At 65.3% G+C, this 20862-nt stretch carries 23 protein-coding genes and 1 pseudogene; 12 read left to right on the top strand and 12 right to left on the bottom strand.

Going from position 1 to position 20862, the window contains the following annotated elements:
* Positions 1 to 66: 66 nt before the first annotated feature.
* The 3 genes and pseudogenes from FJ936_RS22365 to FJ936_RS22355 form a co-directional block, all read right to left on the bottom strand.
* Positions 67 to 351, bottom strand: a pseudogene (locus tag FJ936_RS22365) (GIY-YIG nuclease family protein); the annotation flags it as partial.
* A 184-nt stretch (positions 352 to 535) separates the two neighbouring features.
* Positions 536 to 1240, bottom strand: coding sequence for an SDR family oxidoreductase (locus tag FJ936_RS22360; RefSeq protein WP_141906984.1), 705 nt, complete (start codon positions 1238 to 1240; stop codon positions 536 to 538).
* Positions 1241 to 1362: 122 nt separating this feature from the next.
* Entirely contained in the window at positions 1363 to 1980 is a 618-nt protein-coding gene (locus tag FJ936_RS22355) for an XRE family transcriptional regulator (RefSeq protein WP_141906983.1), read from the bottom strand.
* A gap of 131 nt (positions 1981 to 2111) precedes the next feature.
* Here FJ936_RS22355 and FJ936_RS22350 point away from each other — a divergent pair, with 131 nt between their 5' ends.
* From FJ936_RS22350 to FJ936_RS22340, 3 genes are all read left to right on the top strand, one after another.
* Positions 2112 to 3245: an FAD-binding oxidoreductase gene (locus FJ936_RS22350; RefSeq protein ID WP_141906982.1), complete on the top strand. Its 1134-nt coding sequence runs from the start codon at positions 2112 to 2114 to the stop codon at positions 3243 to 3245.
* 44 nt (positions 3246 to 3289) lie between these two features.
* Positions 3290 to 4903 carry an ABC transporter substrate-binding protein gene (locus tag FJ936_RS22345; RefSeq protein ID WP_140791336.1) on the top strand — a complete coding sequence of 538 codons (1614 nt, stop codon included), beginning with the start codon at positions 3290 to 3292 and terminating at the stop codon, positions 4901 to 4903.
* Positions 4904 to 4990: 87 nt separating this feature from the next.
* Positions 4991 to 6091 carry a serine hydrolase domain-containing protein gene (locus FJ936_RS22340; RefSeq protein WP_140791334.1) on the top strand — a complete coding sequence of 367 codons (1101 nt, stop codon included), beginning with the start codon at positions 4991 to 4993 and terminating at the stop codon, positions 6089 to 6091.
* A 6-nt stretch (positions 6092 to 6097) separates the two neighbouring features.
* On the opposite strand, the gene FJ936_RS22335 is transcribed toward FJ936_RS22340, so the two are convergent.
* Together FJ936_RS22335 and FJ936_RS22330 are read right to left on the bottom strand one after the other, a co-directional pair.
* Entirely contained in the window at positions 6098 to 6661 is a 564-nt protein-coding gene (locus tag FJ936_RS22335; protein WP_141906981.1) for a cytochrome b, read from the bottom strand.
* Positions 6662 to 6787: 126 nt separating this feature from the next.
* Complete coding sequence (locus FJ936_RS22330) at positions 6788 to 7513, bottom strand: 3-keto-5-aminohexanoate cleavage protein (protein WP_141907006.1); 726 nt, start codon at positions 7511 to 7513, stop codon at positions 6788 to 6790.
* A 202-nt stretch (positions 7514 to 7715) separates the two neighbouring features.
* Here FJ936_RS22330 and FJ936_RS22325 point away from each other — a divergent pair, with 202 nt between their 5' ends.
* Positions 7716 to 7910, top strand: coding sequence for a hypothetical protein (locus tag FJ936_RS22325; RefSeq protein WP_023774040.1), 195 nt, complete (start codon positions 7716 to 7718; stop codon positions 7908 to 7910).
* Positions 7911 to 8007: 97 nt separating this feature from the next.
* Here the strand turns inward: FJ936_RS22325 and FJ936_RS22320 are convergent, their stop codons facing one another.
* Positions 8008 to 10113: an EAL domain-containing protein gene (locus FJ936_RS22320; protein ID WP_140618034.1), complete on the bottom strand. Its 2106-nt coding sequence runs from the start codon at positions 10111 to 10113 to the stop codon at positions 8008 to 8010.
* A 230-nt stretch (positions 10114 to 10343) separates the two neighbouring features.
* Between FJ936_RS22320 and FJ936_RS22315 the strand changes: the two genes are divergently transcribed.
* Positions 10344 to 10793, top strand: coding sequence for an ester cyclase (locus FJ936_RS22315; RefSeq protein ID WP_140618033.1), 450 nt, complete (start codon positions 10344 to 10346; stop codon positions 10791 to 10793).
* A gap of 61 nt (positions 10794 to 10854) precedes the next feature.
* Here FJ936_RS22315 and FJ936_RS22310 read toward each other — a convergent pair whose 3' ends face one another.
* Positions 10855 to 11385: a hypothetical protein gene (locus FJ936_RS22310; RefSeq protein WP_181171340.1), complete on the bottom strand. Its 531-nt coding sequence runs from the start codon at positions 11383 to 11385 to the stop codon at positions 10855 to 10857.
* 127 nt (positions 11386 to 11512) lie between these two features.
* On the bottom strand, positions 11513 to 11839 hold the full coding sequence (locus FJ936_RS22305; RefSeq protein ID WP_015316997.1) for a DUF1330 domain-containing protein: 327 nt from the start codon (positions 11837 to 11839) through the stop codon (positions 11513 to 11515).
* Between the two features lie 176 nt (positions 11840 to 12015).
* Here FJ936_RS22305 and FJ936_RS22300 point away from each other — a divergent pair, with 176 nt between their 5' ends.
* The 5 genes from FJ936_RS22300 (at position 12016) to FJ936_RS22280 (ending at position 15604) form a co-directional block, all read left to right on the top strand.
* The gene (locus FJ936_RS22300; RefSeq protein ID WP_140791324.1) at positions 12016 to 12708 is read left to right on the top strand and encodes a helix-turn-helix domain-containing protein; all 693 of its coding nucleotides are present in this window, start codon (positions 12016 to 12018) and stop codon (positions 12706 to 12708) included.
* 134 nt (positions 12709 to 12842) lie between these two features.
* Positions 12843 to 13961 (top strand): bifunctional DNA-binding transcriptional regulator/O6-methylguanine-DNA methyltransferase Ada, encoded by a 1119-nt coding sequence (ada, locus tag FJ936_RS22295; RefSeq protein ID WP_140791374.1) that lies wholly within the window; start codon positions 12843 to 12845, stop codon positions 13959 to 13961.
* Between the two features lie 14 nt (positions 13962 to 13975).
* On the top strand, positions 13976 to 14194 hold the full coding sequence (locus FJ936_RS22290; protein ID WP_224526894.1) for a hypothetical protein: 219 nt from the start codon (positions 13976 to 13978) through the stop codon (positions 14192 to 14194).
* Between the two features lie 121 nt (positions 14195 to 14315).
* A complete protein-coding gene (locus FJ936_RS22285; protein WP_140725349.1) occupies positions 14316 to 14864 on the top strand; it encodes a methylated-DNA--[protein]-cysteine S-methyltransferase in 549 nt (182 codons plus the stop codon).
* On the top strand, positions 14861 to 15604 hold the full coding sequence (locus FJ936_RS22280) for a 2OG-Fe(II) oxygenase (protein WP_140791322.1): 744 nt from the start codon (positions 14861 to 14863) through the stop codon (positions 15602 to 15604). Before FJ936_RS22285 ends, FJ936_RS22280 begins: the two co-directional genes overlap by 4 nt.
* On the opposite strand, the gene FJ936_RS22275 is transcribed toward FJ936_RS22280, so the two are convergent.
* Positions 15582 to 16514: a LysR family transcriptional regulator gene (locus FJ936_RS22275; protein WP_140725347.1), complete on the bottom strand. Its 933-nt coding sequence runs from the start codon at positions 16512 to 16514 to the stop codon at positions 15582 to 15584. The two genes, FJ936_RS22280 and FJ936_RS22275, sit on opposite strands and share 23 nt — an antisense overlap.
* Positions 16515 to 16634: 120 nt before the next feature.
* Between FJ936_RS22275 and FJ936_RS22270 the strand changes: the two genes are divergently transcribed.
* Together FJ936_RS22270 and FJ936_RS22265 are read left to right on the top strand one after the other, a co-directional pair.
* On the top strand, positions 16635 to 17549 hold the full coding sequence (locus FJ936_RS22270; protein ID WP_141906980.1) for an alpha/beta hydrolase: 915 nt from the start codon (positions 16635 to 16637) through the stop codon (positions 17547 to 17549).
* Between the two features lie 116 nt (positions 17550 to 17665).
* On the top strand, positions 17666 to 18427 hold the full coding sequence (locus tag FJ936_RS22265; RefSeq protein WP_140791318.1) for an alpha/beta hydrolase: 762 nt from the start codon (positions 17666 to 17668) through the stop codon (positions 18425 to 18427).
* Here FJ936_RS22265 and FJ936_RS22260 read toward each other — a convergent pair.
* From FJ936_RS22260 to FJ936_RS22250, 3 genes are read right to left on the bottom strand one after another with little or no spacing between them, the layout of a single operon-like run.
* Positions 18396 to 19394 carry a sigma-70 family RNA polymerase sigma factor gene (locus FJ936_RS22260; RefSeq protein ID WP_140791316.1) on the bottom strand — a complete coding sequence of 333 codons (999 nt, stop codon included), beginning with the start codon at positions 19392 to 19394 and terminating at the stop codon, positions 18396 to 18398. The two genes, FJ936_RS22265 and FJ936_RS22260, sit on opposite strands and share 32 nt — an antisense overlap.
* Positions 19391 to 19921 carry a dihydrofolate reductase family protein gene (locus tag FJ936_RS22255; protein WP_141906979.1) on the bottom strand — a complete coding sequence of 177 codons (531 nt, stop codon included), beginning with the start codon at positions 19919 to 19921 and terminating at the stop codon, positions 19391 to 19393. Before FJ936_RS22255 ends, FJ936_RS22260 begins: the two co-directional genes overlap by 4 nt.
* Before the next feature lie 2 nt (positions 19922 to 19923).
* Complete coding sequence (locus FJ936_RS22250) at positions 19924 to 20862, bottom strand: alpha/beta hydrolase (RefSeq protein WP_140791314.1); 939 nt, start codon at positions 20860 to 20862, stop codon at positions 19924 to 19926.

The following is a 20862-nucleotide window of genomic DNA, read 5'->3' as shown; positions in this document are numbered from 1 at the left end:
CTTGCGACGGGTAAAAACTGTGCCGAACCTGGCTCCAACCTCCGACGAAACGCCATCAAACCGCGACCAACCTGTTCCGCGAAACAGCTCGAACCATTCCGGTTTGGTCTTCTCGATCAGTTCGATCTTCCATTGTCGCGACCAGCGCTTCAGCGATTTCTCGCGTTGAATGGCGTCACGAATGTCGAAATGTTCCTCGTACCAGACCAACCGCTGCACACCGTAGCGCCTGGTGAAGCGCGAACCTTCGCCGGATTTGTGCTCCGGCATGCGGCGACCGAGATCGTTGGTGACACCGATGTAGATGGTGCCGCCCTTCTGGCTCGCGGTCATGTAAACATAGCCGGTCATGCGTTGACGGTAACCGCCAACCCGTCCGGGGACTATCCTCGTTCGCCGTATTTTTTCGGCCCACGTCGCGGCATGGATCCTAGGGTCTGCGCGGCGTCGCTTCGCTCCTTGCTACGCCTAGGATGACGAAGGGAGGGAGGGCTTCGGCTAATCTGAGAGGTATGGGATCGCCGCCAGCCGCCTCTCACAGCGCCCGGATCACACCCCCATCCACGCGGATATTCTGCCCGGTAATATACCCTGCCCCGTCCGACGCCAAAAACGCGATCGTCGCGGCGATCTCCTCTGATGTGCCATAGCGCTGCATCGGCACGTTGTCGCGGCGCTCTTCGGTGGCGGGCAGGCTGTCGATCCAGCCGGGCAGCACGTTGTTCATGCGCACATTGTCGGCCGCGTAGGTGTTGGCGAAAATCTTGGTGTAGGCGGCAAGGCCGGCGCGGAACACGGCCGACGTCGGGAACATCGCGTTCGGTTCTGCTACCCAGGCCGTCGAGATGTTGATGATGGCGCCGCCCTTCTGCTTGACCATCTGCGGCGCCACGATGCGCACCGGCCGGATGACGTTCATCAGGTAGACGTCCATGCCGGTGTGCCACTGCTCGTCCGTGATCTCCAGGATCGGCGCGCGCGGTCCATGGCCGCCGCTGTTGACCAGCACGTCGATGCGGCCATAGCGCTCCAGGGTCAGGTCGGCGAGCCGCTGCAGATCGTCGTTCGACTGGTTGGAGCCGGTGACGCCGAGCCCGCCAAGCTCCTTGGCCAGCGCCTCGCCCTTGCCGGACGAGGACAGGATGGCGACCTTGAAACCATCCGCCGCCAGCCGTTTGGCCGCCGCCGCCCCCATGCCGCTGCCGCCGGCCACGATGACGGCTGTCTTTTCTACACTCATCGGATTTCCTTTTCAGATTGGCGGGAGCTACGGTTTCAGCGGTCCTATAGCCGGTTTCGCCGCGCAGTTCGAACGAGAAAGCCTGAATCGAGCTGCAGAAAACTTGCGCGGTGAGCTGCGCCCTATCCTTCAACCGTCTCCAGCTCGCTCAGCAGCGTGCCTTCCATGTCGGGCTCGTCGCCGGAGCAGACGCACAGCATCTCGGCGTCGCCCTCGCCCACCGATAGATAGGCGTGGCCCATGGTGGAATCGATGTAGACGCTCTCGCCCGCTTTCAGCCGCACCGGCGCGTACTGGTCGGTATGCAGTTCGATCTCGCCCTTGAGCACGATCAGGAATTCCTCGCCGGCATGCCTGGTCAGCGGGCCGAATTCTTGCGGCGTGCGGGCGCGCGCACAGGCGTGGATCGGCACCATGCGCTTGCGCACCAGGTCGGTGGCGAGATACCGGTAGTCATAATTTCGGGTCAGCTGGCGCAGCGTGTTGGACTGCGAGGTGACCGAGCGGCGGGTGCGCGCTGCCGGCTGCTTGCGGTCGCCGCTGAGCAGTTCCGTCACATGGATGCCGAGCCCCTCGCAGATCTGCAGCAGCTTGTCGTAGGTCAGCGACATCTGGTCGTTCTCGACCTTGGACAGCGTCGACACCGCGACGCCGGTGAGCGCGCTGACCTCCTGCAAGGTCCAGCCATGGGTTTTTCTCAAAGCCCGCAGACAATCACCGAGATTGGGTTGCTCCGACATTGCCAGCTCCAAGGCGCGGGATCGCGCCGCTCCACCCTAGGTAGTCGAACTCCCCGCAGCCATCAACAACATCGAAATTTTCTTATACGCTAAATATTGACTGGATACGAAATTATTTTTACGACTGATGAATGCAGTCAAAGTCCTTCCAAAAGATTGTCGTCATCGGCGGCGGCATTGCCGGCCTCTCACTTGCCGCCGAGGTGGCGGCCTCGGCCGAAGTCACCGTCATCGAGCGCGAACCGCATCTCGGCTACCACGCCAGCGGACGCTCCGCCGCTCTGTTCACCGAGACCTATGGCAACCGCCTCGTGCGCGGGCTGACGCTGGCCAGCCGGCAGGCAATCGTCGAGGGCGGTTTCGTCGCCCACCGGCGTGGCGCGCTGCATGTCGGATGGACCGGTGACGATGCCGCCATCGACAAGCTGGCTCGTGATTTGCAGGCGCTGGTGCCATCAGTGCGCCGCCTCTCGGCGGCCGAGCTCCACGCGCTGGTTCCGGTCATTGCCCAGCAAGCCACATGCGGCGGCGTCTATGAGCCGGACGCGGTGGATGTCGACACGGACAAGATGCTTGCGACCTGCGCGTCCAAGCTCAAAGCCGGCGGCGGCACCATCCGCACCGGCGAGGAGGTCCGCGCCATCTCACGCGACGGCAGCGCTTTTCGGGTTGAAACAAGCGCCGGCGTCTACTCGGCTGACATCATCGTCAACGCCGCCGGCGCCTGGGTCGATGTCGTCGCCGGCATGGTGGGGCTCCCGGGCCTCGGCTTCCAGCCGAAACGGCGCACCGCCTTCCTGTTCGATCCGCCCGCCGGGTTGGACATCGCCGGCTGGCCGCTGGTGGTCGACCTGCACGAGCAGTTCTACTTCAAGCCCGATGCCGGCAGATTGATCGGTTCGCTTGCCGACGAGACGGACTCCGAGCCTTGCGATGCGTATCCCGAGGATATCGACGTCGCCATCGCCGTCGACCGCATTGAACAGGCGACGTCTATGCGCATCGGCCGCCCGTCGACGCCATGGGCGGGCCTGCGTACCTTCGCTCCCGACCGCACGCCGGTCGCCGGCTTCGACCCGCGCCTGCCCGGCTTCTTCTGGCTCGGCGGCCAAGGTGGCTACGGTTTTCAGGTGTCGCTGACGCTGGCCAGGTTGAGCGCGGCGCTGATGCGCGGCGAGCCGCTGCCCGACGATGTCACCGCGCTCGGCGTCACCGCTGGGGCGCTGGCGCCCGATCGCTTCCTTTCCCCGGCGGCGACGCCATGAAGTTCCTTCCCTCAACCCCGAATGTGTCATCAGGAGCGTTTGCGATGAAATCTCTGCGCGCGGTGCTTGCCCCGTCCCTTCTGGCCACGTCCCTTCTGGCCTCATCCGTCCTTCTCGGCGGACAGGCCTACGCCAAGACGCTGGTCTATTGTTCGGAAGCCAATCCCGAGACCTTCAACCCGGCGATCGGCATCGCCGATTCCACCATGGACGCCGCCGCCAAGACGATCTTCAATCGGCTGGTCGAGTTCAAGCCGGGCACCACCGAGGTCGGCCCGGCGCTGGCAGAAAGCTGGGAGGTTTCGCCTGATGGCAAGACCTACACTTTCCATCTCAGGCACGGCGTGAAGTTTCAGTCGAACGAGCATTTTTCGCCCACGCGCGACTTCGACGCGGACGACGTGCTCTACACCTTCAACCGCCAGCGCGACGCCAACAATCCCTATCACAAGCTTGGCGGCGGCTCTTACGAGTACTTCAACGCGCTGGGCATGGGCACGCTGATCGACAGAATAGACAAGGTCGACGACTACACCGTGCGCTTCACGCTGACGGCTCCCAACGTCACATTCCTGGCCGGGCTGGCACTCGACTATCTCTCCATCCTGTCGCTGGAGCAGACCGAAAAGATGGTCGCGGCCGGCACGCCGGAGCTGATCGACAGCATGCCGGTCGGCACCGGCCCGTTCATGCTTGAGGCCTATGTGCCCGACAGCCAGGTCCGCTACGCCGCCAACAAGGATTACTGGCGCGGCGCGCCGAAGATCGACACGCTGGTCTTCGCCGTCACGCCCGAGCCGACTACCCGCGTCGAGCGCATCAAGGCCAATGAATGCCAGGTCGCCGCCCCGCCGCCGCCAAGTGCCGTCGCCGACCTGCGCAGCGATCCGGACATCACGGTTCTCGATCTCAAGGGCCAGAACATCGGCATTCTCGGCTTCAATGTCGAGCACCAGCCGCTGGGCGACGTGCGCGTGCGCACGGCACTGGCCAAGGCCGTCGACCGCAAGGCGATCGTCGATGCGGTCTATGCCGGCGCCGGCACGGTGGCCGGCAGCGTCGTGCCGCCGGCGCAGCTCGGCGCCGTCACCGATGCCGGCATCGAGTACGATCCCGATGGCGCCAAGAAACTGCTCAAGGAAGCGGGCCATGAAAGCGGCCTCAAGATCAGCCTGTGGGCGATGCCGGTGTCGCGCCCCTACAATCCCAACGCCAAGCGCATGGCCGAGATGATCCAGGCCGACTGGGCGAAGATCGGCGTGCACACGGAGATCGTCAGCTTCGAATGGGGCGAATACCTCAAGCGCACCGCGGCGGGCGAACAGGACGCCTTCCTGCTCGGCGGCAGCAGCGACAATGGCGATCCCGACAACATGCTGAGCTATCTGCTCTCCTGCGACGGCGTGAAGGGCGGCTCCAACCGCTCGCGCTGGTGCGACAAGGATTTCGAGAAGCTGCTCGACGAGGGCCGCGCTGCCGCCGAGCCGAAGGAACGCGCCGCGATCTATGGAAAGGCGCAGGCCATCCTGAAGGCCGAGGTGCCGGTGGCGCCGATCGCCCATTCGATGGTGGCGATCCCGATCCGCAAGAGCGTGCTGAATTACGTGCTCGACCCCTTCGGCCGGCAGAATTTCGCCGCCGTCGATATTGCGGAGTGAGGCTTGTCACGCTGGGTGTCCCCCTAATCCGGCCCCTACGCGGCCGATTTTGCGAAGATCCCGCGATCCACAAAAAGCGAGACCACCATGCCAAAAGACCTGAACGCTCTTCTCGCCACCTACATCGCCGATGGCGCGGTGGGTGCGTCGCTCGCCTATGCCAGGGGTGACACCACACCAACCGCCCTCACATCAGGCCTCGCCGATCGCGCGCCGGGCACGCCCGTCACGTCGGACCAGCTGTTCAAGATCGGCAGCTGCACCAAGACCTTCGTCGCCGCGGCCCTGGTCAAGCTCGCCGAGACCGGCAAGCTCGACCTCGGCGCGCCGATCGCCTCCTGGTTCCCGGACCTGCCTGGCGCCAAAACCATTTCGGTACGCCAGCTGGTCAACCATCGCAGCGGCCTGCCGGAATTCGAATATAACATTCCAATGGACCCGAGCCGGCAATGGACGCCGCAACAGCTGGTCGACATCGCCTTTGCCTCCGACAAACAGAAGCCACCGGGCGGACCGGCCGTCTACAACAACACCGGCTATGTCCTGGCCGGCATGGTGATCGAGGCCGTCACCGGCCAGAAGCTGGGCGCCTATGTCAGAAGCGCGGTCCTTGAGCCACTCGGCCTGAACAACACCTGGTCGCCGGCGACCGAGGCCTTCCCCGATAAATCGATGGTGCGCGGCTATTACCACCGGCCGCCGCGGGCGCCGAACGCGCCCACCGACATCGCCTCGGGCGGCGAGATGTGGCAAATGGACGGCGTGCTGCCCTACTCCAATGAACTGCAGGATTCCTCCGACTCCTTCCCCTTCGGCGCCGCCTATGGCTGCGGCGACATGGTGTCGACGCCGTCAGACATGGTGGGCTTCATGCGCGGCCTGTTCTCCGGCGGACTGTTGTCGCCGCCGTTCTTCGCCGAGATGTTCGAACACCGCGTGCCGGCGAGTTTCCCCGGCACCCGCATGCGCGAGACGGGCGCGGGCATGTTCCAGAGCACCTATGCGGACCGCGCCTTCTACGGGCACCAGGGCAGCATTCCGGGCTATGTCGCCGTCATGCTGCACGATCCCGAGACGGACCTCACCATCGCCATGACCAGCAATGTCGGCTCCGGCAATCGCCTCTCCTTCCAGGCGAGCGGCCTGCACCCGGTCGTCGATCGGGCGATCCGCATCATTCTCGACTGACCGCGTTCAGCCGCCCTGCCGCGACGATGGATCGGGCAGGCCCGGCAGCATCTGGCTCAGCACCCGGTCGCGAAGGAAGAAATGGTGGAAGATGGCGGCGGCCGCGTGCAGGCCGGCGATCCACATCATGACGTCGCCGAGCGTGCCGTGAATCTCCGCCAGCGGCGCGCCCCAGCTGCCGGAAAACGGACCGATGGCTCCCAGCCCATAGACAGTGACCGGGTGGCCGCCGAACAAGGCGCCGACCATGGCTGTCGCCGGAACGGCGAACAGCAGCGCATAAAGCGCCCAATGCGTTGCCTTCGAGGCGACCTCCATCCAGGATGGCATGGCCGGGGCATCGGGAATGCGGTCGAACCGGCGCCAGATCAGGCGAACGACCAGCAAGCAGAAAACGGTGAAGCCGAGCGACTCGTGCAGCAGCAGCGTCGACGCCCTGGCCGCTGAATAGACCCGCTCCGGCGGACCGCCCGCCGAGACCAGGAAGGCAATGAGCACCAGCAGTGCCGTCAGCCAATGAAATGCCTGGGCGAGGCGCCCATAGCGGGTTGTCGTGCCGGAAAATGACATGCGAGAGCTCCGAAACGTTGGACATCTCTCCTTGCCCGCGAATGTGGCCTTATTTCAGCTGTTCCTCAATCGCCTTGCTGCGCGAATGGCATCGCCGAGTTCGCCGACGGCGCAGCCCGACAAGGTTCAGCTCATACTCGTGGAGCGGAAGTTCGCGGCGGCCGCGGCCACGATCTCGGCATTGTCCCTCGCCACCGTTCCATCGGCGAGTGTCTTGCCGTCCTCCAGCCCGACCCGTGTCGACCAGCGCTTTTGCCGCGCAAGGTCCACGAACGGCCAGACCGTGCCGTCGACGCCGTGCAGCAGGATCTGCCGCCGCACGCCTGCGCGTTCGAGAATGGCGGCGATGCCGTGCGCCTCGTCGAGGGCTGCAGGCAGGTCCGGTATGTCGATCTCGATCAGGATGCGCAGTACGCGGCCGTGATCGGCGAGCGCCACGAAGCGCTCGGCATCTTCCGTCGTGGCCAGCCCCGCCTCGATGCCGATGCCCTGCTTGCGCAACAACTCCATCACGGCGGGCGCGTCGGTTTCTGAAAGATTGACCGAGGCATAGTCGGGCAGTTCCCGCCAGGCGGCGATCGCCGCGCGGGTGCGCGCCACATCGTTCTCGATCCAGGCGCCGGTCGACACGCCGATCAATGTGCCCGGACAGGCCTGGCGCACGGCAAGGACCGTCGCATCCGCCGCCGCCAGGCTTTCGCGCCCGTCGGCGCCGCGCGGATGGATATGCAGTTCGGCGGCACCCGCGGCGACGCAGGAAGCCGCATCGCCGGCCATTGCCTGTGCCGTCAGCGGCAGCCTGGGATGGAAATCGCGCGAACGCGCGCCGTTGATGCAGGCTTGGACGATCATCGATTTCACCTCGGGCAAAAGAGCGCAGTCTAGACAAGCCGCCAAACCGCGCAAAGCCGGCAAGGCCGTCACTCCTGACACGATGGCGGCCGCCAGCAGCACGGCGTTCGCCGGCATTTGAATAAAAGGCGCCTGTGGATATTTACCCCACCTTGCGCCAGGCAGGCCAATATCCATCAGGGCGGGATCATGGAGGGAACCATTGACCAGCGATTTTTCAGCCGCCCGTCTCCATCTCGAACGCGCCTACCATTATCTGCGCGGCAATGACGAGACGAGCCGCGCCACATGCGAGGCCCTCGACCTGTTGATCGAGATGGTAGCGGAAGCACAACACAGGAAGCCGGAACCCGGGGTGCTGGAATTTCCGCGAGCGTCGGCACGCCGACTCGGCTGAACAGCACGCGTGGCGTTTGTTCAGCCCGCGCGGATCAAATCTTCGTCTTCACGCATGTCGCTCCGGGCCGCTTTTGGAGCGACACGCATTTGATCTCTCAGGACGCCTTGCGTCTCGACGCGGCACCGGCCATTCGCGCCGATTGCGCCACGACCCGCTCCAGCGGTTCGGGCCGGTGCAGCAGAAAACCCTGACCGAACTCGACGCCCATATCGGCCAGCATGGCTACCGTGTCCTGCCGCTCGATCTTCTCGCCCACCACGGCGCAGCCGAGGCTGCGGGCAATGCTGGTGATGGCCAGCACGATCTCGCGGTCGAAGCGGCTTTCGGTGACGTGCTCGATGAAGGAGCCGTCGATCTTGATGGCATCGACCGGAAAGCGCCTGAGATATTCGAACGAACTCATGCCGGCGCCGAAATCGTCGAGACTGACCCGGCAGCGCCGCTCGCGCGCCTTGCGCACGAACGCCTCGGCGGCGTCGAAATTGGTGACGGCGGCGGTTTCGGTGATCTCGAAGCCGATGCCGGAATGCGGCGCCCCGGTCTCCTCGATGACCCGGTCGACAAAGTCCCATAGTCCTGGGTCGCTCAGCGTCTGCGCCGACAGGTTGAAGCCGAGCGTGATCGCGCCGGACTTCATCGCCGCGCCGTGCCGAGACAGGGCGGTGCGGATGATCCAGCGGTCGAGCCGCGCGGCAACGCCGAAGCGCTCCGCCGCCGGAATGAACTCGCCGGGCGGGATCAGCCGGCCGCCCTGTCCGGCAAGCCGCGCCAGCACCTCGACATGGCGGCTCTCTTCCCAGGGCCTGCCCAGCCGGTGGATCTGCTGGCCGAACAATTTCAGCCTGCCGTCATCCATGGCGTCGACCGTGTCGGCGGCGAGCCGCGCCGCATTGAGGCCGGCCGAACCGGAGACGGCATCGGTCGAAAACAGCGCGAAGCGATCGCGCCCGGCGGCCTTGGCCGCGTAGCAGGCATCGTCGGCGCAGGCCAGCGCGTCGGCAACCGTGGTGGCACGGTCGCGGACGACGGTGATGCCGATGCTGGCCGCCAGCCGGCGCGACGTCGCGGCAAGGCCGAGATCGGCGTCGCGCACGGCCGCCAGGATGGCGCCGGCCAGACCTTCGGCTTGCACGGCGTCGCAATCGGGAACCATCAGGGCGAACTCGTCGCCGCCGAGCCGCGCCGCATGCGCCGATGGCGGCAGGCAGCGGCCGATACCCGCCGCGACGCTCTTCAGCGCCAGATCGCCCGCGGCATGGCCGGCGAAATCGTTGAGGGCCTTGAAGTAGTCGAGGTCGACATAGAACACCGCCAGCGGCACGGCCGTGGCGATATGGTGGGCGAGCAGACGGTCGAAGGCGGCGCGGTTCCAAAGGCCGGTCAGCGCGTCGTGGCGGGCGGCGAAGGCAAGCTCCTGTTCGCGCAGCTTGTCCTCGGTGATGTCGCGCACGGTCCCCAGCACCTGGCCGGTGGCACCGGCGGCGGCGATGAAGCGCAGCAGCGATTCGACATGCCGGATCTGGCCGTCGCGCTTGATAATGCGGTACTGCGCGGCGATGACGCCGTCGGTTCCCAATGGCACCCTGTGGGCGCGTTCGGCGGCGTCCTTATCGTCGGGATGCAGGTAGCTGTGCCAGAGATCGGCCGTCACCTCGTCGGTCACTGCGACGAGGCCGAATATCTCTCTTGTGCGCGCATCCCAATAGCTCTTGTTGGTAGCGATGTCGTAGTGCCAGATGCCGGTGCCGCTGGCGGCGAGCGCCAGGCGAAAGCGGATATTGACCTGTTCGAGCGCGGCTTCGGCCGCCTTCTGCTTGGAGATGTCGGTCTGCACGCCCATCAGCCTGAGCGGCTTCCCGTCGGCGTCGCTCTCGACGATGCCGCCTCGGTCGAGCACCCAAACCCAGTGGCCCTGCTTGTGCTTGAGCCTGAGTTCGGTCTCGATGGCGTCGGTCAGCCCGGCAATGTGGCGGTCGCCGCTGGCCTGCGCCCGTTCCCGGTCGTCGGGATGGGTAAGCTGCAGCCACAGGTCACTGGTATTGGCGAGTTCGCCGTCCTCGTAACCCAGCATCCGGGCCCAGGTCGCCGAATAGAAGCAGTCCCCCGTGCTGAGATCCCAGTCCCAGACGCCAAGATGGGCGCGCTCCAAGGCCTTGGCCCAGAACGCTCCGCTGCGACTTTTCTTATCCTGACCCGCCATTCGTCCGTTTTGCCCGCTCCACCCGCGCGGCAATCTGCGGCAAAACCAGAAAAGAAACCGTTACCGGGCCGCGGAGGGGGGATGTCCACGCTCCCAGCGACAGTCTTGGCATCAGCCTTTCGATTGGCCGGCAAGAACCGGAGTTTGGCCCGGCTCGATTGGTCATAGGAATGGGCGTGTTCACCAGCCAGTCCGGTGATCACGAAGCAAGACAGGAAAAGGACCTCCCAATGACCAAGCAGGAAGACAACAAGGCCGTCGTCATCAGATGGTTCACCGACTTCTGGGGTGAAACCTGCGACCTCTCCGTCGTCGACGCCGTCGCGGCCCCCGATATGCTGCTCAAATACTCGCTGCACGAGCCGCGCCGCGGGCGCGACGACATCAAGGCCTTCATGACCGATTTTCGCGCAGCCTTCCCGGATCTCAACTTCTGGGCCACCGCCGATCTCATCGCCGAGGGCGACTATGTCGTCGGCCAATGGGAGGGCGGCGGCACGCATACCGGCCCGGCCTTCGGCGATTTTCTCATCGGTTCGCTGCCCGCCGCCACCGGCCGCACGATGCGCTTCACCGGCACCACGGTGCTCAAGGTGATCGACGGCAGGATCGTCGAGGAAATCGGTCTCGACGACGGCGTCACCGCCCTTACCCAGCTCGGCCTCATCAAGCCCGCCTGAGAAATCTCACGCAGAACCGAGGTGGGGGCCAGGCGGCATTGCCGCCGCCTGGCTATGCCGCTTACTGGCTCGGCGCCATCGCGTGTTCGCACGACACTTTCGGGTTCATGTCGGCGAACGTGCCGGTCGGGTTGCCTTTCCAGGCCCAGACATGCAGTTCGTAGAACTCACCCAGGCCATAGCGGTTGGGCGCGCTGTTGAAGTTGAACAGCTGTCCCTCGAGCGACGCCGGCCCCTTCGAGGTGATGTATTCGACCGCCACCAGCTTCAGCGTGCCGTCGGCCATCGGCTCGTACATCACCGCTTCGGGACGGGCGATGTCGATCTTGTCGTCCTTCAGGTACCCGCCATTGACATAGTGGATGCCCATGGCGCCGCCGGTGATGCCGCTGGCGCAGGGAATGGGCGCATAGCCTTCCGCCGTCGCGGCGTTGACATCGAGAAACCGGCTGTTGGCGGCCCGCACCTTTTCGGCCAGCGGATTGGCACCGGACGTGGTTTCAGCCGCCTCCTGATGCGCCTGGGCAAAGGTGGTGCAGGCGGCCAGAATGGCCCCTGCCACGAAAAGCCCGTTGCGAAAATCGCGTATCATGTTTGTTCCATTCTTCTTGAAAAAGCACAGCGGGCCGGCCGCCGAAAATACGGAGGCCCGGCAGGCAAGCGCCGTGGCTGTTGTTGCTTGGTGATCCCGGATACCGTGCAAGGAATGCCGGGAGAGATCATCCCTTCGGCAGATACGGGATCGTTCCGGCCAGATCGGTGTCGTCGATCAGCTGGAAACGGCTGTCGCTGCCGCCCTGGCGGGCCGAAACGAAGGGCGCGTAGGCCGGATCGGTGGTGAAGGCGCGCGCCGCTGCTTCCGACGGGAACGCCATCAGGGCGATCAGCGTGGTGTCGAGCGGCTTGCCTTCGAGCGTCTTCACATTGCCGCTGCGCGACAGATATTTGCCGCCATGCTTGTGGACGAGGTCGTGCACCGAGGCGGCATAGGCCGGCACCCATTTCGGGTCCTTCATCTTGATGTCGGCGATAACGTAAGCAGTCATTGTCGTCTCCTGGTTGCGGCGCACAGGGATATCCCGTGCAACCGTCCAGAGGGCTCGCATGGCGGGACCCGAGCCGACCAGTCCGCGATCTGTACTGGGCCGGTACAGTTTCTGTACTCGCCGCTTCAATCACGAAGGACTAATGTTGCCCGCAGGTTCTAGGGAGAGGCACGGTCATGACCCAGCACGGATACAAACAGTTCTGCCCGCTATCGATGGCCGCCGAGGTGCTGTGCACCCGCTGGACGATGGTGCTGATGCGTGAGCTTGTGGCCGGTTCGACCCGCTTCAACGACCTGCGCCGCGGCGTGCCGAAAATGTCGCCAACCCTTCTGTCGCAACGGCTGAAGGAGCTCGAGCTGGCGGGGATCGTCGAGCGCAAGGAGGTCCAGGGAGAAAAAGGGATCTTCGACTACCGGCTGACCGAGGCCGGTCGCGATCTGCGTCCGGTCGTCGAGGCGATGGGCTTCTGGGGCCAGAAATGGGTCGAGTCCCGGCTGTCGCTCAAGAACCTCGATCCGTCGTTGCTGATGTGGGACATGCGGCGCAATTTGAACCCATCGCCGCTGCCGGAAGGACGAACGGTGATACAATTTCTGTATCAGGAGCTCCCCGCCTCCAAACGCTCCTGGTGGCTGATCGTCGAAAAGCACGGTGAAGTCGACCTGTGCTGGTACGATCCGGGCTTCGACGTCGACCTCTATGTCTCGACCGACCTGCACACGATGACGGCGATCTGGATGGGAGTGCTCACCGTCGAGAAGGCCGGCGCGAAGGTTAGCCTGACCGGCGACCAGGCCATCGGCAGGAAGATGCAGGCCTGGCTGGGGCTGAGCCCGTTCGCGGTGGAGCCCAAACGCGCGGCGTAGGAGCCGGTCCTGTCTGTGCAGGCATTCTCGGCTGCGCTCACATGCAACATCCCGGTTCCAATCACGCGTGCGCCTCCTGACGGTTGTCAGGAAACGGGTGGCGAGGCCGGCTTTTGGCGGCTTCAATGCCGGCCATGTTCATCACCCTGGCCAAACATCTGCAACCCGCGCCGCTGCCGGTGGCCGACGATCCACGCTGGGCGCGCATTGTCGCGCGTGACAAGTCGGCCGACGGCGCATTCTGGTATTCGGTGGCGACGACCGGCGTCTATTGCCGGCCCTCCTGTCCGTCGCGGCGCGCCAACCCCGCCAATGTCCAGTTGCACGACACTTTACAGGCGGCGAAGGCGACAGGCTTTCGCCCATGCCGGCGGTGCAATCCGGACGGCCCTTCGCTCGAGGCCGCCAACGCCGTGATGGTCGCCGATGCCTGCCGCAGGATCGAGGCGAGCGAGGCGGAACCGTCGCTCGCCGAACTGGCTGATGCCGCCGGCCGCAGCCCCGGCTATTTCCACCGCGTCTTCAAGGCGGTGACCGGGCTGACGCCGAAGGATTATGCGGCGGCCCGGCGTGCCGCCCGGGTCCGCCAGGGCCTGGAAGACGGCGTCAGCGTGACATCGGCGATCTACGATGCGGGCTTCAATTCGAGCGGGCGCTTCTACGAGAAATCGACCGGCATACTCGGCATGACGCCGACGCGCTATCGCGCCGGCGGCGCCAACGAAGAGATCCGCTTCGCCGTCGGCGAAACCTCGCTCGGCACCATCCTGGTCGCATCGAGCCGGAAAGGCGTTGCCTCGATCCTGCTCGGCCAGGACCCCGACGCGCTGGTGCGCGACCTGCAGGACCGTTTCCCCAAGGCACGGCTGGTCGGTGGCGACAGCGACTACGAGGCGCTGGTGGCCCGCGTCGTTGGCTTCGTCGAGGCGCCGGCGCTCGGTCTCGACCTGCCGCTCGACGTGCGCGGCACCGCGTTCCAGCAGCGCGTCTGGCAGGCCTTGCGGGACATCCCGGCTGGCCGCACGGTTTCCTATGCCGAGATCGCCGGCCGTATCGGCGCGCCGAACGCAACCCGCGCCGTCGCCGCCGCCTGTGCCGCCAACGCCCTTGCGGTCGCCATCCCTTGCCACCGTGTGATCAGGAAGGATGGCGCCCTGTCGGGCTATGCCTGGGGCGCCCAGCGCAAACGCGCGCTGCTCGACCGCGAGGCCGGCGATGCTGCGGAGAATGCCTCGCGGTCCTCGCGGGCCTGACGGCAATGCGCGCGATGGCCAGTTCTTCCACCACCGGTGCGAACGGTCAGGTCGCCAACGGCGCTGCCGTCAGCCTGGAGGACGCGAAGGCGCTGGTGTTGGCCGTCATCGGCACGCTTGTCGAGGATGGCAAAGCCGAGTGGAGCCGCACGACGACCGGCGAGTTCGAGCTGCGGCTGATATCAGGCGAAGTTTTTTTGCTGGACGAGGTCGGCGTCACCCGTGTCGCTTGAGGCGGTCCAAACCGCACTTGCTTTCGCCGTTCAGCCCCCTGGATTGAATTTGAAAGCAAGCATCGGAGTGAGCGGCACCGGCCAGTTCGTTAGGGTCAAGGCATAGACAGGAGTGAAGGCAATGAACCACATTCAAACCGATATGCAGGCGACAACCACCAGCGTCCTTGACACCATCAGCTACGCCATCGGCCAGTCCGCGCTTGGAAACATCCTGGCGGCGCGCAGCCCCATCGGCGTCTGCGCCATCCTCATCGGCTCCGACGCCGGCACGTTGCGGCAGGACCTCGCCAACCGCTTCCCCGGCAGGGTGCTGCTCGAAGACGCGGCCGGCCTGCGCGATGATCTCGCGGCGATAGCGCGCTTCATCGAAACGCCCGGCGCCGGTCTCGACCTGCCGCTCGACATGCGCCACGGCACGCCCTTCCAGCAGCGCGTGTGGGAGGCGCTGCGCGCCATCCCATGCGGTGCCACCGTCACTTACACCGCCCTTGCCCGGCGCCTCGGCATGCCGGATGGCGCCCGCGCCGTGGCGACGGCCTGTGCCGCCAACGCCGTCGCGCTAGGCATTCCTTGCCACCGGGTGTTGCGCGCCGACGGCTCGCTGTCCGGCTACCGCTGGGGCATCGAGCGCAAGCGCGCCTTGCTGGAAAGGGAGGCCGCGATATGAACGCCGACGCCAGGGTCGCGCCATCGCTGGTCGCAGCCGCCGAGACACGCATCGCCGCCTATGACTGGCCGGCGCTCGCCACCGAGCTCGACGGCTTCGGCTGCGCGGTGATGGAGAAGCTGCTCTCAGCCGATGAGTGCCGGCAACTCGCCGGCCTCTATCCCCAGGAGCAGCATTTCCGCAGCCACATCCACATGGCCAGGCACGGTTTCGGCAAGGGCGAATACCGTTATTTCCGCTATCCCTTGCCTGATCTGGTCGGCGGCCTGCGCGGCGCGCTCTATCCCAGGCTGGCCGCGGTCGCCAACCGCTGGAACGAGCGCATGGGGATCGCCATGCGCTATCCCGCCACACATGGCGCGTTTCTCGACCAGTGCCATGCCGCCGGTCAGGTCAGGCCGACGCCGCTTTTGCTGCAATATGTGCCCGGCGACTTCAACTGCCTGCACCAGGACCTCTATGGCGACCTCGCCTTCCCGCTCCAGGTGGCGATCCTGCTTTCCGAGCCAGGCGAAGATTTCACCGGCGGCGAATTCGCCCTGACCGAACAGCGGCCGCGCATGCAGAGCCGGGTCGAAGTGGTGCCCTTGCGCCAGGGCGATGCGGTGGCTTTCGCGGTCCACAACCGGCCGGTGCAGGGCACGAAGGGCAATTACCGCGTCAACCTGCGCCACGGCGTCAGCCGCCTGCGCTCCGGCATGCGCCACACGGTCGGCATCATTTTTCACGATGCGAGGTGAGCGCCGGCTCATGCTCCCAATAGGGCGGATCGCCGAAAGCGTTGCGCAGCCATGCGGTAAGCGCGCGCAGTTTGGCGGATCCGCGCCGATCCTCGGGACAGGCGATATAGATGGTGGCTCCTTCAGGCTCAGCACCCACGTCGACGACCGTCAATCGCTTGTCGGCGATCTCGGTGCGGATGAAGTAGGCGGGGAGCAACGCCAGCCCCAAGCCGGCAAGCGCGGCGTCGCGCATCAAAATCCCATTGTTGACGCGCAGCGCGGTTTCCGGGCGGATCGTCACCAGCCGCCGCGAAATCTTGAACCGCCAGTCGGCGGCACCTCGGATGGAATAGATGATGCCCTTGTGGCGCTTCAAGTCATCGGTGGTCACGGGCAACCCGAATTGCTCGGTATAATCCGGCGAGGCCACCAGGAAGCGACGGCTGGAAGCCAGCTTCTTGACGATGACAGGTCCATCTTCGACGACCGGCCCATGACGCACAACGGCATCGTAGCCATCGGCCACCATGCTGACGAAACGATCCTCGAGATCGAGCGTCAGTTCGATTCCAGGGTGCTTGGCCAGGAAGCCATATAGCGCCGGGCCGAGATGGAGGATGCCGAAACTGGTCGGCGCCGATATCCTGAGCGGCCCGGCGAGTTCGCCGCGGCGCTCGGCGATTTCGGCGCGGGCATCGGCCACCTCCTGCATGATGCGCTTGGCGCGCTCGTAAAAACCTCGTCCCGCCTCGGTGATGGAGAGTTTGCGGGTAGTGCGGTCCAGCAGCTTTGTGCCGAGGCCGCGCTCCAGTTCCGACAGTCGCTCGCTGATGACGGATTTCGACAGGCTCATGCGCCTGGCCGCTTCGCTGATCGAACCGGATTCCGCTACGGCGACAAACGCGGCGGCCGATTCGAGCTTCAGCATTGTTCGGCTTTCCCGAATTCACCGTCAGGCGACAGCCACCTAACGAAATCAAGGACATGGTGCCATAATTGTGCAGGTCGCGATACCGCGATCACAGAACAAAAGCTCGGAGAGTGCAGCATGTTTCGTCCGTTGGTTGTCGTCCTTGGTCTGCTGGCCATGAGTGTTCCGGCCTCTGCGCGCGTTGTCGCGTTTCCGGCCGGCTTCAAGACGCAGACGATCGAGACCAACGGCACCAGCCTGAACGTCCGTGTCGGCGGGCAAGGGCCGGCGGTCGTGCTGCTGCATGGTTTCGCCGACACCGGCGACATGTGGGCGCCGGCTGCGATAGCGTTGATGATGGACCACACCGTGATCGTGCCGGACCTGCGCGGCATGGGCCTTTCGGCGCATCCCGACGGCGGCTACACGAAGAAGAACCAAGCCGTCGACATCGCCGGCGTGATGGACGCGCTGAAGATCGACAAGGCCGACCTGGTCACCCATGACATCGGCAACATGGTCGGCTATGCGCTGGCCGCGCAGTATCCGAAGCGCATCACCAAATGGGTTGTCATCGACGCGCCGCTGCCGGGCATAGGCGACTGGGACAAGATCAAGCAGAGCCCGCTGCTATGGCATTTCAACTTCCGCGGCCCCGACATGGAACGGCTGGTGGCGGGCCGCGAGCGCATCTACCTCGATCGCTTCTACAACGAACTGTCGGCCGACCCCAAGAAGATCGACGAGGCGACGCGCGTCCACTACGCCAAGCTTTACGCCCGGCCACATGCCATGCACGACGCCTTCGAGCAGTTCAAGGCATTCGACCAGGATGCGATCGACAATCAGGCGATGCTCACCACGGGCGGCAAGCTGACCATGCCAGTGCTCGCGGCGGGTGCGGAAAAATCGGCCGGCACGACGCAGGCCGACATCTTGCGGTTGGTCGCCAGTGACGTGACCGGAGCCATCGTGCCTGCATCGGGCCATTGGATCATGGAGGAAAACCCGGACGCCACCGTCACGCTGATTACAGATTTCCTCGCCAAGTAACAGCACGGCTTCAGCGACCACCGCGGGCTCTGCCAGGGCCGACCTTTGTAACGATGAAGCCGAACGGGATCGCGCCCAGCAATGGTGCGGCCCGTCGCGACAATGGGAGACATTCTATGCCGTTAACGCATTTCCTGACTCTGGGAACCGCCGTTCTCCTGACGGCGACAGCACCGGCGTCAGCCGCCGATGTCCCGAAGAAAACGGTCGTCCTGGTGCACGGCGCGTTCGCCGACGGATCGAGCTGGAGCAAGGTCATTCCCTTGCTGCAGGCCAAGGGGCTCAATGTGGTGGCCGTGCAAAATCCTTTGAGCTCGCTTGCCGCCGATGTCGACGCAACCATGCGCGTCATTGATGCCCAGCCGGGTCCGGTCATTCTCGTCGGTCACTCCTGGGCCGGCGTCGTCATCAGCCAGGCCGGCGTGAACGACAAGGTCAAGGCGCTGGTCTACGTCGCCGCATTCGCGCCGCCAAAGGGCGTGTCGATCAACGAGCTTGGCAAGGGTCAGCCGCCGCCGCCCTGGGCAAGCGCGCTGCAACCCGACAGCGGCGGCTATCTCAGGTTGAGCGCCGAGGGTGTCGCCAAATATTTCGCGCAAGACCTGCCGCCGGCGGAAATCGGGGTGATCGCCGCCACCCAGGGACCAGCCTTCTCCGGTATCTTCGACGAAAAGCTCACCGCGGCCGCGTATGAGACAAAGCCGAGCTGGTACATCGTCGCCAGGCACGACGGAATGATCCCGCCGGCGGCCGAGGCCGCGATGGCGAAGGCGATCGGCGCCAAGGTCACCGAGTTGCCGACCAGCCACGTCGCCATGCTCGCCAAGCCCCGCGAAGTCGCCGATGTTATCCTGGCGGCGGTGGACTCGGTGAAGTAGGCAGGGAAACGATACCGGCGAGGAGGCCAGGATAGATCCCCTCCACGTTTGCCATCTCCAGGATCCACGGGCAGGCATAATAGTCGCTGATGCTGTCGATCACCCCGCCCGTGGCGCCGATCCGGACCAGATATGCCTGCCGCCAGACCTCGCCATATTGCCTGTCGACGACCAGCACCATCTCCCCTTCGAACGCGCCTGGCCGCACGCGCCAGGGCAGTTCGCTGCGCTCATATTCGACGAAGTAGGGCGAACCCGACAGCAAGCCGCTGTAGCAGTCCGACACCTGGAGGCGTGCATCGGCGCTGGTCAGTGCCCGCACGCCGTCCCAGTCCCTGGCGTTGAAGAGCGCGACATAGCGATCAAGCAGCCGCTTCAGTTCGGGATCGTGTGGCGGCGCCGCGGCCGGTTGCGCGGGTAGAGCGGCGAGCTTGGCGCGGCCGCGATTGAGCGCCGATTTGACGCCGCCCGGTGTCGAGCCGACCAGCTCGGCGATCTCCTCCAGCGAATGGTCGAAGACATCCTTGAGCAGCACGCAGGCGCGCTCCTTCGGTGGCAGATGCACCACCAACCGCTCGATGGCGCGGCCGGCGCCCGGACCGGCCGGCTCGACCGGCTGCACCACGTCGTCGTCGGCATAGAAGGCCTCTGCCGCGTGCCGCGTGCGGCGATTGCGGATGAAATCGATGCACCTGTTATGCGCGATGCGGAAAAGCCACGGCCGCAGCGCCTGCGCATCGTCGAGCAGCTCGATCTTGCGATAGGCCTCGAACAGCGCCTCCTGCATGATGTCCTCGCCATCCAGCGCCGAGCCGGTCATGCGGGCGCAATAGCGATGCAGCCTGGCGCGCAGATGCGAAACCGTCTCCAGGAACGCGGCATAGCGCAGGTCGAACACGCGGTCGGGCTCAGGCCAGGCCCGCATGCCTCGTGCCGTGTCGGGGGATTTGCGGATCTGCTGGTTCATCGCGGCACATAGGTCAGGGTCACCACGCCATTGGCAAAACGGTTGATGTCGACCAGTTCGAGATCGATCGGCCCGACGTCGTCGAAGGCGCGCTTGCCCTGCCCGACCCATGTCGGCACGATCGACAGATGATACTCGTCCACCAGCCCAGTGGAAAGCAAGGTGCGGTCGAGCTGCGACACGCCATATTTCAGGATGTCGCCCCCCGGCTGGCGTTTCAGCGCCGCGAGCGCCTCGGCGACGTCGCCCTCGATCAGCGCGGCATTCCACGACACCGTCTTCAGCGTCGTCGAGGCGACCAGCTTCTTCAGGCCGTTGATGCGGTCCATGTACGGACCCTTGGTCCCGAGCCAGCGCGCGAAGAACATCTCGTAGGTGGCGCGGCCAAGCAGGAAGAACTCGACGTTCGAAATCGCCCGCAAGGCATGGTCCACATTCTCTCCGACGAAAAATGGCGACGCCCACGTCATCGGCGCCTCGATGACGCCATCCAGCGAGACGAAACTCGACACGATCAGCCGCCGCATGCTCACGCCGCCTTTTCGCTGGTCTTCTCACCGGGAGCCGGCAGCCCCAGTCTCGGCCGCACCCAGGCGGCGAAGCGGGCAATGGCGTCATCGGCCTCCGGCGCCCGCCCTGCCATCATCTGGAAGGAGTGGAGCATGCCGTCAAAGACGTCGAGCCGCGTCTCGACCCCCGCCTGCCTCGCCCGCTCGGCGAACATGCGGCTTTCGTCGACCAGCGTCTCGTCGGCGCCGGCCTGCAGGAAGACGGGTGGAAAGCCGGAGAGGTCGGCGTAGAGCGGGCTGACTTCGGGATCGCGCCGATCGGCATCGCCGATGAAATTGGCCGCCAGCCAGTCGACGGCTTCCCTGGCGAAGGCCGGGTCCTTGTCGCGGTTGGTCTCGTAGCTGGCGCCGGTCAATGCCATGTCGAACCAGCCGGAGATGATCAGCGTGGCGACCGGCAGTGGCCGCCTTTGCGCGCGCAGCCGCTGCAGGACGCCATAGGTCGGCACCGCGCCGCAGGAGTCGCCGGCGATCACGATCCGCTTGGGGTCGAAGCCTTGGTCGACGAGCCAGTCCCAGCCCGATGTCGCGGCCTCGATCTGGGCCGGATGCTTCGCTTGGTGCGCCAGCGGATAGTCGTAGAGCAGCGCCCGGCAGCCGATGGCCTTGGCGAGATGACCGACCAGCTTGCGGTGCGTGTAGATCGAGCCGCCGATGAAGCCGCCGCCATGCGCGTAAAACAGCACCCGCTGCTCGTCGGCGCCCTTCGGCACGATCCACATCGCCGGCACGCCGCCGGCATCGACCTCGATATAATCGACGCCGCCCGGTTCGCCGGTCAGCGCCGTCCAATTGACGTCGTTGTAGTCGATGACCGCCTGAGGGCTGGTCAACTTGCCCGCATTGGCCGCGAGCGCGGCGTAGTGGTTCCTGTTTGCCTGACTTTGCATGCTCGCCAT

It is taken from the genome of Mesorhizobium sp. B2-4-13 (assembly GCF_006658535.1).
Lineage (GTDB): Bacteria > Pseudomonadota > Alphaproteobacteria > Rhizobiales > Rhizobiaceae > Mesorhizobium > Mesorhizobium australicum.
The sequence above is the reverse complement of the archived record's forward strand: the minus strand, read 5'-3'. Positions and strand labels throughout refer to the sequence as shown.